This window comes from Micromonospora sp. WMMD734, assembly GCF_049178975.1.
In the GTDB taxonomy this organism is placed as follows: domain Bacteria; phylum Actinomycetota; class Actinomycetes; order Mycobacteriales; family Micromonosporaceae; genus Micromonospora; species Micromonospora wenchangensis.
Window position 1 is genome coordinate 4,545,537 of the sequence record NZ_JBMHMK010000001.1, and the last position, 12,056, is coordinate 4,557,592.

A 12,056-nucleotide genomic window follows, 5' to 3' on the forward strand; every position below is an offset into this window, starting at 1 on the left:
CTAATCGGCGTCCCCCACGGCCGCCTGAGCGAAAATCCGTTCGATGGCGTCGACGTCCGGGAGCCGCTGCCCGCCCGAGACGTCCAGGGCAGCACGATCGGCAACCGACCGGTCGACCTCGCGGTACCGCCCGAAGTTCCGATGATCATCGAGGAAGCGAGTGACAAGGTCCGGGTTGTACGTCCACGAACGGCGTCGGTGATCCCACAGTAGGGCGTTCCCCCTGGCCGCGTCGACCACGAAGATGCCGGCCGGATCAGCCGTTTCGGCGCTACGAAACAGAACGTAGTAGGTCAGCAACCGGAGGCTCCAATTGGGGTTCCAACTCGGGAGAAACGGGGAAGTCCTTCGCGGTAAGGCCGAACCGTGCCGCGATGTCGGTGAAGACTGAGCCCTCCATTCGGAGCGCCTCAAGGTACGACCGCCGGACGCTGCGGTTGAGGTGTAGCCACCTGGCGAAGCTGGCATCCTTCGCTGGGAAGGACTCCGCGAGCCGAGCGGGGACCTCGGACGGCATCCCGTGCCGGCGGTTTATCGACAACATGTCGAGGAACGCCTCGACACGTCGCACCGGCGACTGGGTCGTACGACGCAGCACCTCGTACGCGTGATGGGTCTCCAACCATGCGGCCCGGGACGAACGGCTGTGCACCTGCAACTCGAAAAGCTGCCCCTCCGGGGAACGGACGGTGCAGTTGAAACCGTAGAACCGGTTACCGGCACGCCAAAAATTCTTGCAGGAACTCCCGTCGACAGCGAATCCGGCACCGTTCAACTCCGCAAGGGTCCTGCGTACCGCCGGCTCGTAACACTCCGGCTGTGACACGACGAGACAGAACCGGAGGACGTCGTTGACCTCCACGCTGAAATCCTCCACCGAGATGCCGACCGCACTTGCCTCGTCGAGGAACTTGCGCGCGAGCGACACCTCACTCTTCACCCGGAACTCCCGGTCGGACAGCGCAACGGCATCATCGACTCCCAACGCCCCGGTCACCCGGGCGGCAAGCCGATCGAGCGCACTCTCCACCGCGTCGGCCGCCACCGTCGCCTGCTCACAAATGCCGTGCAGCACGTTGCGCTCATGGACGGACAGTTGGGTCATCACCCCGGCAGGGTCCGCATCCCGACCACGCGCCGGCACCCCGCTCCCGACGTCCGGCGCACCACCAGGCCCGTCGAGCAGGTGCATGCGGTTGAGATACGGGTCGCCGTACCCTTGCTCGTCGTCCGGCACCGCAGGGTGTTCGGGCAGATCGGGACGGGCGCTGAACCGGCCCCGCGCCAGCCCGCCCAACGGCATCGGCCGGCCGTCGCCGCCGAGGATCAGCGCGTCGATGCCGACGACGTTGTCAGGTCGCCGCCGGCCCGCGTGCCCGTAGAGCGGGCGGTCGTGCACCGTGCCCGCCTGCGGGTCGAGATAGAGCACGGTGCCGTTCTGGTTGAGCGCCACCCAGGCGTGCGAACCGCCGTTCTCCCACTCCGTGATCAGGAAGGCGTAACTGCCGTGGCCACCGAGGACGAGTTGGTCACGCAGGTTGCGGTATCCCCGCTCGACGGACGTGCGTAGCGCCGCAGGCCCTGGCGAGCGGCCCTCGTCGACCGCGAACAGCTTCTGGAACCGCCCGCCGGTGACCTCCTCCACCCGGCCGGGTCCACCGGTCTCACCGTTGACGGGACGCCGGACGTCGCCCTGCAGGTAGCCGTCGAACGTACGGGGTGCGGCCACCCTGGGCCGGCCGTGCAGCCACGTCTCGTAGAGGGACAGGGTGCAGTCCAGGCAGTTGATGCCCCGGGTCGGATCGGCCTGCGGCCCCCCGTCGTTGGCCAGCGCGAACCAGCCGCCCTGCCGGGGATCGGCGGTACGCACGACGCCGCCGTCCGGAGTGCGGGGCATCTGCCGTTCGAGGTCGGTCTGGTGCAGCGCGAGGGGAGGGCGCAGCCCGCCGAACTCCCCGTACCGGCGGGAACGGTCGATGGGCGGTGGATCGTCGTCGCCGGTCAACGCCGACCTGTCACCCGTCTCGACCCCACCACCGGCCAACTCCGCCACATCGTCGTTGATGCGAGAAAAATCGGCACTGTCGGCTACGAACACCGCCTCCGGAGCGACCCGGCCGGCCAGGATCTCTTCCGCGAGATCCTGGTGACGGTAGGCGTCACGCTCCGCTTGGCGGGCTATTCCCTGGAACCTCTCGGCCAGGTCCGGCCGACCCGCACGCTGGAGTTCGAACGCCTGCCGGGCGGCACGTCTGGCGACCCCCTCGCGCCTTCGGGCCGTCTTCTGCCGGCGGGCTGCCGCGTCCGTGCGTCGCCGGTCCTCGAACCAGTGCCGCTGCGACTCGAAGTAGCCCTGATAGCGACGCCGTTCCAGCGCCTCCCGCTCGGCCGCCCACCTGACCGCGTACCACTCGGGGGTCCTGGGGGAAGGTGGCTGGTCGTTCGCCGACGGCCCGGAGACGGATCTCCCGGTGGCGGGGGAGGCCACGGGTGCAGGTGCCAGTGTTGTCAGGAGTGGCAACCGCCCACCCCGCTGCCGCCCCGGGTCACCGCCGCCCGGCGATCGGTCCCGGTCGGCCGGGGGCGGCGCCGTGACCGGGGTGCTGCTGTTCGGTGGCCCCGCCGCCGGCGCCGCGCCTACCGGAGGGCCGGTGGGCGGCCCGGACGGAACGCCGGTCAGGGCCGTACCCGTCACGGGCGTGGGCGTCGCGGCCGTTCCTGCGGGCGGTCCCGCTGTCGTCACGCTCGCGGTCGGGTTGACCTGCCCGGCGTCGGCACCCTGGGGTGCCGCGACCGGGGCCGTCGTCACCGGGTCGGCGGTGCGGCCCGCCATCGCCAGGGAACTCTCCCGGTCCACCGCGATCGATGACAGGGTGGGGCTGTCGGGCACCGGACCGGCGGCGACCGGCGGTGCCGCAGCACCGATGTGGTGCTGCGCCTCGGGTTCGGACCGAAGCGGTGCGGTCGGGTTCGGCTCGGCCGACCGGTCGATCTGACCTGTGACAGCCGTCCGCCCGGAGTCGACCGGTGCCTGCGGGTCCCGGGGTGGCGACGTCTCGACACCCACGTCCGCGCCGCTGCCGGTCATGACGGCCGGGTCGACAGGCATCGTCGGCTTCGGTGCCGGAGCGTCCCCGGGCGACCGCATGAGGGCATCGACGGCCGGCGGCACCTGGTCACCGGCGGGCACGGGTGGCGGGATCGGGAAAACCCCGGGCGGCTGGGAGACGTCGGCCAGTGAATGCAACCGCGCGTCGAGCCGGGCCTGTAACGCGGTGTCCGCCTGCCCGGTCGCCGAGCCGGCGACCCCGGACACGGCGGCCCGGCTGGCGTCCTCCAGCGACGGCATCCCCTGGCCGGTGGCCAGACCGGCCGCGCCCTCCGCCAGCACCTCGCCTGTCATCTCGCGGCCGACGTGCTCACCGACCCGGGCTGCACGCCCGGTAGCCTGCCGTCCCAGGCCCGCGAGCGGCGCGACCGCCCCACCGGCCAGCCCGCCGATCGCCGACGCACCGAGATCGGCAAGATCCAGGCCGTGCCGGCGACCTGTGGAGTTCTGGTACGCCTGCGTCGCCAGGCTCACCCCGGCTTCCTGCCCGGCCTCGAACAGGCCCCCCTTGACCGCCCGCCTGCCGAGCCCGCGCACGCCCTGCCTGGCCACTTCCTTGGCGGCCCGCTCGCCTGCCTCCTTGAGGCCCTGCCGGAGCGCCTTCTTGGCCAGTTGGGCAAGTAACCGACGGAAGATCTGCTGGATGACCAGCCGGCTGGCGGTGATCGCCGCGCCGGCCGCCGGTGAGGCGGCACCAGCGGTGAGCGCGGCCGCGACGGCGAGCGCGAGCAGTTCCGCGACCAGGATGCCGAGTTCGATCCACACTTCGAGCTTGGCGGCCTCGATGTCGCTGCCGCACTCCTCGACCAGCCGCCCCAGGTCGGTGCTGACCGCCAGCAGCACCGGCAACGGGGCCTCGTCGCCCTCGGCCAGCCGCCGCCACGCCGCCTCGAACGCCTCCGGCACCGCCCCGGTCCCGCCGTACCCGCTGCGGACCTCGGCGGCGGCGGCGACCGCATCGGCCCGTGGCCCGGCCAGGGCCCCCGCGACCGCGTACCACTGGTCGGCGAGATCCCAGACGGTGCGTTCGTTTCCCTCCGGCCACTGCACCCCGACCACCCAGTCGAGCGCCTCGTAGGCCCAACCCGGCAGGTCCCAGGGGCTGTAGTCGAGGGGATGCGGGATCGGGCTCGGCAGCACGCTCAAGGCTTCTCCCGGGTCAGCGCCGGTGGTCGCGCCGGTCGACCACCCCGTCGAGCCGCCGACCGCTCGCCGCATCCGTCCGGACGTTGGCGTCCACCGAGGTCACCACGTCGGACCCGAGCCCTTCGATGGTGCGACCCAGCCCCGACCAGGCACGCAACAGGGTCTCCTCGTAGGCCCGGTAGCTCTTCTCGAAGGCCGCGCCGATGTCGTCCCGGCCCCACGGACGGGTGGCGCTGGCCGCCGCGATCTCCCCACCGAGGGTGGCACGACGTGCCGACACCGAGGTGCCGGCCAGGCGCAGGTCTGCCCCACCCCGTCGGGCCCGGTCGGGGTCCAGCCACAGGTTTCCCTCACTCATGCCGTTCCGCCTCCCGGCGGAGCACCGCGTCGGCGCGGCCGAGCAGCGCGCCGAAATCGCCGGTACGCAGGAACTCCACCGACCCCGAGCCGGCCGGCAGGTACGCGGTGACCAGTTCCTGGGTCGCCGTGGCAGCGCGGGTGCAGGCCCGGTGCACGGTTGTGGTGATCTTCCGACTCAGCGCGTGATGATCGCGGTCGTGGTAGACGGCCGGGGTCAGCTCCACCGAGATCAGCTCGCCGCGCGCCCCCACCGTCGCGGTGACCTGGCCGTCGTCCGAGCGTTCCGTGACCCGCAACTCCGCCAGTTCGGCGCGCAGGTCGTCCACACCGGACCGCAACCGCTGGTACTGGCCGTACACCTCGTCGAACCGCGCCCGGAGCGCCTGGTTCACGTCCCGGTCCACCCTTTCGGCCAACGCCACCCTCCCCCGTCACCGTCAGTCAGGCGAACCATACCGGGCGCCACGATCCCGTGGGGTCCGGTAGTTTCGGGCCGTGATCGATCGTCAACAGGCCGAGCAGCTCGCCGACGTGTGGGCGCGGCGGGACTCGCAGCGCCTCGGCTACGAGTGCCGGCCCGCGCTCGACGAGTTCGACCTGGGCTACGTGATCCGGTCGACCGTCGACCGCGCTGTCGACACGAACCCCGGCGATCTGCCCACCACCGTCGTCGACAAGCAGACCGGTGAGGTCACCACCTGGCCGCGGGTGCCGGCGGCGGTAGTGCAGCAGATGTACCGGCGCAGCCGCCCCACCGGCACCCCCGCGCCGCGCACCGTCGACCCGGCCAGCCTGCTGCTGCGCGAGATCCGGCGGCTGCCGACGCCCGCCGTCGTGGCCCACCTGACCGTCGAGGGTCGCACCTACGTCGGGCACGGCGTCAAGGGGGACGTGCCGCTGCGGCACCACCCCCTGGTCCGGGCCTACCTGGACGAACTACCCGTGGGGCACCTGGTCCGTGGGGGCGACCGGCACGCCGAGCTGGTCGTCGTCTCCGACGTCCTGCACGAGTACGACCATCGACGCGCCGCCGCCGGCCTACCCCCGCTGACCATGCGCGAGGCGGAGTCGCTGTTGACGGCGACCGGAATCGACGTGTTCCTGGTCCGCGAGCCGGGCGATCCGGACGCCGGCCCGGCGGAACGTCCCTGCGACTCCTGCCTGAACTTCCTGGTGCACTTCGCAGTCGTCGGCTGGTCGGAACTGGCGTTCACCAGGCAGTGGCGGCCGGAGCCCGCAGAAGCCCCAGAACCCGGCCGGTTCGTCGCAGAGGTTGCTCACGCGCTTGTCGAAGGGGGCTGGCAACCCACGCTCGGTGACGAGGGTCTGGCGCGAATGGCCATTCTGGAAGCCCACGAGTTGCGAAGAGGGCACCCTGAGATCCCTGCCGCGTTGGACACGTTGACCCGCTTCCCCTCGTTGGAGAGCAGCCGGCGCGGGCCCGGTCGGGAGGTGTGGATCTCCCGGTTCTCCGTCGACCCGGTGCACGCCGCGTACACCGCCGACACCCTGGCGGACTTCGGTGCCGTGCTCGGCGTACGGCTCTTCCCGATCGGCGCGGGTCATCCGGACGCGATCCTGGCCGTGGACGACCACGGCCGGGTGTTCGCGCTCGACCAGGCGGGCGAGTGGTTCCTCGGCGGCGACGTCGACGCCGCGCTGACCACCCTGCTGCTCGGCCTCGCCCCGCCCCGGGTCCGGGACGACGGCACCTGGTGACGAGGGAGGTGCCGGGGTTACAGCGGCATCCCGGTCAGCACCAGCACCCTGGGCTCGGTGTAGTCGTCCATCGCCGACCGCACGCCCTCCCGGCCGACCCCGCTGCCCTTGACGCCCCCGTACGGCATCTGGTCGGCCCGGTACGACGGCACGTCACCGATGATCACTCCGCCCACCTCCAGCACCCGGGCGGCGGTGAACGCCACGTCGAGCCGGTGGGTGAACACGCCGGCCTGCAACCCGTACGCCGAGTCGTTGACGGCGGCGAACGCGGCGTCGTCGCTGTCCACCGGGGCCACCACCAGCACCGGCCCGAAGACCTCCTCGGCGCTGACCTTCGCCGAGGGTGGCACCCCGGTCAGCACGGTGGGCGGGTAGCCGGCACCGTCGCGGCGGCCTCCGACCTCGACGGTGGCCCCGGCGGCGACGGCCTCGTCGACCCACGTCTCGACCCGGCGGGCCGCCTCGACGGAGACCAGCGGCCCGACGTCGGTCGACTCGGCGAGCGGGTCGCCGGTGCGCAGCGCCCGCACGGCGGCAACCAGCCGGGGCAGGAAGTCGGCGTAGCGTCGCTCGTGCACGAGGACCCGCTGCACCGCGATACAGGACTGCCCGGCCTGGTAGTTGCCGAAGGTGGCGATCCGTCGGGCGGCGAAGTCCAGGTCCTCGTCGGACGCCCAGTCGGCGCAGATCACCGCCGCCGCGTTGCCGCCGAGTTCCAGGGTGACGTGCTTGGCCGGCACCCGGCTGCGGATCTGCGCGCCGACCGGCCCGGAGCCGGTGAACGACACCACCGCCAGCCGGGGGTCGTCGACCAGGGTGGCGGTGCGGTCGTTGGGCAGCGGCAGCACCGACACCATGCCGTCCGGCAGGTCCGTGCCGGCGAGGATCTCCCCGAGCAGCAGCGCGGACAGCGGCGTCGCCGGGGCCGGTTTCACGATGATCGGCGCACCGACCGCGAGGGCCGGGGCGAGCTTGTGGGCCACCAGGTTGAGCGGGAAGTTGAACGGGGTGATGCCCAGCACCGGCCCCCGGGGGACCCGCCGGACCAGGGCGATCCGACCGGTGGCGGCGGGGTCGGTGTCGAGCCGCTGCAACTCGCCGGAGAACCGTCGGGCCTCCTCGGCCGCCCAGCGGAACGTGGACACCGCCCGGCCCACCTCGGCCCGCGCCCAGGTGATCGGTTTGCCGTTCTCGGCGGTGATCAGGTCGGCCACCTCGACAGTCCGGGCGGCGAGTTCCCGGGACACGTGGTCCAGGGCCGCCGCCCGGACGTGCGCGGGCAGGGCCGCGGCCTCCGCCGCCACCCGGGCCGCCGCGGCGACGGCCTCCTCGACCTGGTCGGGCGTGGCCCAACTGGTACGCCCCACCGCCCGACCGTCGTACGGGTGGGTGACGGTCACCTCGTCGTCGCCGTGCACGGCCCGACCGGCGACCCAGAACGCTCTCGGCTCCACGTCGGCAGCGTAGACGACAGGCAGCCACACGGAAACAGTCGCTCAAGCCCTTGTCTGCCGCGAATTCAGTAGCGAAGATGGCAGGCAGACTGCGATTACGTCCGCTGACTCCACTCCCAGCCACCCCTGGAGAGACCTCACCATGAGCGACCAGCAGCAGCTCCGCAACTTCGTCGACGGCGCGTACGTCGACCCGGTGGACGGCCGTCACGCCGACCTGATCGACCCCTGCACCGGTGACGTCTTCGCCCGGGCGCCCGTCTCCGGCCCGGCCGACGTGGACGCCGCGATGCGGGCCGCCGCGACCGCCTTCGAGACCTGGCGGGACACCACCCCGGCCGAACGGCAGCGGGCGATGCTGAAGCTCGCCGACGCGGTGGAGTCGCGGGCCGCCGAACTGGTCGACGCGGAGGTACGCAACACCGGCAAGCCCCGGCAGCTCACCGCCGAGGAGGAGCTGCCGCCGGCGGTGGACCAGTTCCGGTTCTTCGCCGGGGCGGCCCGGCTGCTGGAGGGCCGCTCGGCCGGGGAGTACCTGGCGGGGCACACCTCGTACGTGCGGCGGGAGCCGATCGGCGTCTGCGCGCAGGTCACCCCGTGGAACTACCCGCTGATGATGGCGGTGTGGAAGATAGCCCCGGCGTTGGCGGCCGGCAACACGGTGGTGTTGAAACCGTCGGACACCACACCGGTGTCGACGCTGCTGCTGGCCGAGATCGCCGCCGAGTTCTTCCCGCCGGGGGTGTTCAACGTGGTCTGCGGTGACCGGGACACCGGTCGTACCCTGGTGGCGCACCCGACCCCGCAGCTGGTGTCGATCACCGGCTCGACCCGGGCGGGCATGGAGGTCGCCTCGGCCGCCGCGCCGGACCTCAAGCGGACGCACCTGGAACTGGGCGGCAAGGCCCCGGTGGTGGTCTTCGACGACGCCGATGTGGCGGCGGCGGCCGAGGCGATCGCGACGGGTGGCTACTTCAACGCCGGCCAGGACTGCACCGCCGCGACTCGGGTGCTGGCCGGCCCCGGCGTGCACGACGACTTCGTGGCAGCGCTGGCTGAGCAGGCCCGCAACACGAAGACCGGCGGCCCGGACGACGCCGACGTGCTCTACGGCCCGCTGAACAACGCCAACCAGCTCGCCCGGGTCAGCGGCTTCGTCGACCGGCTGCCCGACCACGCCGACCTGCACACCGGTGGCGCGCGGGTGGGCGGGCGCGGCTACTTCTACGCCCCCACCGTGGTCTCCGGGGTACGCCAGGCCGACGAGATCATTCAGCAGGAGGTGTTCGGCCCGGTGATCACCGTGCAGCGGTTCACCGACGAGGACGAGGCGGTGCGCTGGGCCAACGGCGTCGACTACGGCCTTTCCGCCTCGGTGTGGACCCGTGACCACGGACGGGCGATGCGGATGACCAGGCGGCTCGACTTCGGCTGCGTCTGGGTGAACACGCACATCCCGTTCGTCTCGGAGATGCCGCACGGCGGTTTCAAGCACTCCGGCCACGGCAAGGACCTCTCGGTCTACAGCCTGGAGGACTACACCCGGATCAAGCACGTCATGCACCACATCGAGGGCTGAGCCCCATGGTTTCCAGCGCGGAGCTGCACCGGCGGCGGGGTGCCGCCGTGGCCCGGGGCGTCGGCAGCGTCATCGACTCCTACGTCGACACCGCCAGCGGCGGCACGATCACCGACGTCGAGGGGCGGGAGTGGATCGACTTCGCCGCCGGCATCGCGGTCACCAGCGTCGGCAACGCCGCCCCGCGCGTCGTCGAGGCGGTACGCGCCCAGGTCGAACGGTTCACCCACACCTGCTTCATGGTTGCGCCGTACGAGTCGTACGTGGCGGTCTGCGAGCAGCTCAACGGGCTGACCCCGGGCACCTTCGAGAAGCGGTCGGCGCTGTTCAACTCGGGTGCCGAGGCGGTGGAGAACGCGGTGAAGATCGCCAGGCACGCCACCGGACGACAGGCGGTGGTGGTCTTCGAGCACGCCTACCACGGCCGGACCAACCTGACCATGGCGTTGACCGCGAAGAACATGCCGTACAAGCACCGGTTCGGGCCGTTCGCCGGGGAGATCCACCGGGTGCCGATGTCGTACCCACTGCGCGACGGCGGGTTGTCCGGGGCACAGGCGGCGGCGCGGGCGCTGGAGTTGGTGGACAAGCAGGTCGGGGCGGAGAACGTGGCCGCGCTGCTGATCGAGCCGATCCAGGGTGAGGGCGGTTTCGTCGTACCGGCCCAGGGTTTCCTGCCGGCGCTGCGGGAGTGGGCGACGGCGGCCGGGGCGGTGTTCGTCGCCGACGAGATCCAGACCGGTTTCTGCCGTACCGGCGACTGGTTCGCCTGTGACCACGAGGGCGTGGTGCCGGATCTGGTCACCCTGGCCAAGGGCATCGCCGGCGGGTTGCCGTTGGCGGCGGTGACCGGCCGGGCGGAGCTGATGGACGCGGTGCACGTCGGTGGTCTCGGCGGCACCTACGGTGGCAACCCGATCGCCTGCGCGGCGGCCCTGGCCAGCGTCGCCACCATGCGGGAGCTGGACCTGGCCGCCGCCGCGCGACGGATCGGGTCGGTGCTCGCCGACCGGTTACGGGCCATCGCCGCCCGCGATCCCCGGATCGCCGAGGTACGCGGCCGGGGCGCGATGCTGGCGGTGGAACTGGTCCGGCCGGGCGGCCTGGTTCCGGACCCGGCCGCCGCCAGCGCCGTCTCGGCGGCCTGCCACGCCGCCGGCCTGCTCACCCTGACCTGCGGCACCTACGGCAACGTGCTGCGGTTCCTGCCGCCGCTGGTGATCTCCGACGACGAACTGGCCCGTGGGCTGGACATCCTGGACGCCTCCTTCGGCTGACCGCCCACCCCCCGACCGTGGCACGACCCCGGGCACCGTCGGCCGGGGCCTGCGGTCGGGGCTGCCAGGGCCGGGGCCTGCCCTGGGGCCCCGGCCGGTGCGGGCCTGCCCGGGGTGACGGCCGGTGCGGGGCTGCCGGGGGTGACGGCCGATGCGGAGCTGCCCAGGGTGCCGGCCGTGCGGAGCTGCCCGGGGTGACGGCCGGTGCGGAGCTGCCCAGGGTGCCGGCCGTGCGGAGCTGCCCGGGGTGACGGCCGGTGCGGAGCTGCCCAGGGTGCCGGCCGTGCGGAGCTGCCCGGGGTGACGGCCGGTGCGGAGCTGCCCAGGGTGCCGGCCGTGCGGAGCTGCCCGGGGTGACGGCCGGTGCGGAGCTGCCCAGGGTGCCGGCCGTGCGGAGCTGCCCGGGGTGACGGCCGGTGCGGAGCTGCCCAGGGTGCCGGCCGTGCGGAGCTGCCCGGGGTGACGGCCGGTGCGGAGCTGCCCAGGGTGCCGGCCGTGCGGAGCTGCCCGGGGTGACGGCCGGTGCGGAGCTGCCCAGGGTGCCGGCCTGCCCGGTGCGGTCAGCGCACCAGCTCGACGAGGTTGCGCCGGATCACGTTCTTGCCGGGCTCGCGCAGCAGCTCCATCGCGGCAGCGTTGAGCAGCACGCAACTGCCCGACGGACCGCTCACCGACACCGTCGCCACCTTCCCGTTGTCCAGGTTCGTCACCCGCAACCGTGTCCCCACCGGGAACCGGTCGCTCGTCGCTGCGGGTGCGCCGGTCTCGGCGGAGAAGGTGACCGAGCCGGTGCACGCGGCGGGCAGGGCCGTCAAGCCGGTCGCCGAGGGCTGGGCTGCCGGGGGCTGGGCGGCACCGGGCCTGGTCTCCCCGGGATCCGGGGCGGCAGGTACGTCGGCACCGACCCGCTCGACCACGTTGCGCCGGATCACGTTCTTGCCGGGTTCCCGGACCAGCTCCATCGCGGCGGCGTTGAGCAGCACGCAACTGCCCGACGGACCGCTCACCGACACCGTCGCCACCTTCCCGTTGTCCAGGTTCGTCACCCGCAGCCGTGTCCCCACCGGGAACCGGTCACTTGTCGCGGCAGGCTCGCCGCCCTCGGCGGAGAAGGTGACCGAGCCGGAGCAGAGGCTCGGCCGGGCGGACGTGGTGTCGGCGAACCCGAACCCGGTCCCCACCGCGACCACCGCCGTGGCGACCACCGCCACCCCTGCCGCCAGTACGTGCTTGCGCTGCACCTTCACCACGTCTCCCGTCGTCGCCGTTGCCGTTGCCTGCACCGCCTGGTACGGCCCAGGAGCCCCTCCCGTTCAAACCAGCCTGCCGGCATGCCGTGGTCCCGCTGTCGATCAAGGAGTTGCGGTGCACCTTTCAGCCCTTTAATGACCCTTTCCCCTCCCCTCAAC

The 12,056-nt window shown here is 72.6% G+C and carries 9 protein-coding genes; 3 read left to right on the top strand and 6 right to left on the bottom strand.

What is annotated here, in order from left to right; genetic code table 11:
* Genes ACN267_RS19290 through ACN267_RS19305 form a run of 4 tightly spaced genes read right to left on the bottom strand, consistent with a single transcriptional unit; the run spans position 1 to position 5,007 of the window.
* Positions 1-300 carry a hypothetical protein gene (locus tag ACN267_RS19290; protein ID WP_421489301.1) on the bottom strand — a complete coding sequence of 100 codons (300 nt, stop codon included), beginning with the start codon at positions 298-300 and terminating at the stop codon, positions 1-3.
* Positions 272-4,249, bottom strand: coding sequence for a toxin glutamine deamidase domain-containing protein (locus tag ACN267_RS19295; RefSeq protein ID WP_421490450.1), 3,978 nt, complete (start codon positions 4,247-4,249; stop codon positions 272-274). Before ACN267_RS19295 ends, ACN267_RS19290 begins: the two co-directional genes overlap by 29 nt.
* Positions 4,250-4,268: 19 nt before the next feature.
* Positions 4,269-4,613, bottom strand: coding sequence for a hypothetical protein (locus ACN267_RS19300; protein ID WP_204956540.1), 345 nt, complete (start codon positions 4,611-4,613; stop codon positions 4,269-4,271).
* On the bottom strand, positions 4,606-5,007 hold the full coding sequence (locus ACN267_RS19305; protein WP_307820937.1) for a YbaB/EbfC family nucleoid-associated protein: 402 nt from the start codon (positions 5,005-5,007) through the stop codon (positions 4,606-4,608). Before ACN267_RS19305 ends, ACN267_RS19300 begins: the two co-directional genes overlap by 8 nt.
* Before the next feature lie 103 nt (positions 5,008-5,110).
* Here ACN267_RS19305 and ACN267_RS19310 point away from each other — a divergent pair, with 103 nt between their 5' ends.
* Positions 5,111-6,334, top strand: a complete 1,224-nt coding sequence (locus ACN267_RS19310) for an SUKH-3 domain-containing protein (protein WP_421489302.1) — start codon at positions 5,111-5,113, stop codon at positions 6,332-6,334.
* A gap of 17 nt (positions 6,335-6,351) precedes the next feature.
* Here the strand turns inward: ACN267_RS19310 and ACN267_RS19315 are convergent, their stop codons facing one another.
* Positions 6,352-7,791, bottom strand: a complete 1,440-nt coding sequence (locus ACN267_RS19315; RefSeq protein WP_421489303.1) for an aldehyde dehydrogenase family protein — start codon at positions 7,789-7,791, stop codon at positions 6,352-6,354.
* Positions 7,792-7,933: 142 nt separating this feature from the next.
* Here ACN267_RS19315 and ACN267_RS19320 point away from each other — a divergent pair, with 142 nt between their 5' ends.
* Both ACN267_RS19320 and gabT read left to right on the top strand, forming a co-directional pair.
* Positions 7,934-9,370: a gamma-aminobutyraldehyde dehydrogenase gene (locus ACN267_RS19320; protein WP_421489304.1), complete on the top strand. Its 1,437-nt coding sequence runs from the start codon at positions 7,934-7,936 to the stop codon at positions 9,368-9,370.
* A 5-nt stretch (positions 9,371-9,375) separates the two neighbouring features.
* Positions 9,376-10,647 carry a 4-aminobutyrate--2-oxoglutarate transaminase gene (gene gabT / locus ACN267_RS19325; RefSeq protein WP_421489305.1) on the top strand — a complete coding sequence of 424 codons (1,272 nt, stop codon included), beginning with the start codon at positions 9,376-9,378 and terminating at the stop codon, positions 10,645-10,647.
* 560 nt (positions 10,648-11,207) lie between these two features.
* On the opposite strand, the gene ACN267_RS19330 is transcribed toward gabT, so the two are convergent.
* Positions 11,208-11,894 carry a hypothetical protein gene (locus ACN267_RS19330; RefSeq protein WP_204957265.1) on the bottom strand — a complete coding sequence of 229 codons (687 nt, stop codon included), beginning with the start codon at positions 11,892-11,894 and terminating at the stop codon, positions 11,208-11,210.
* Positions 11,895-12,056: the final 162 nt, after the last annotated feature.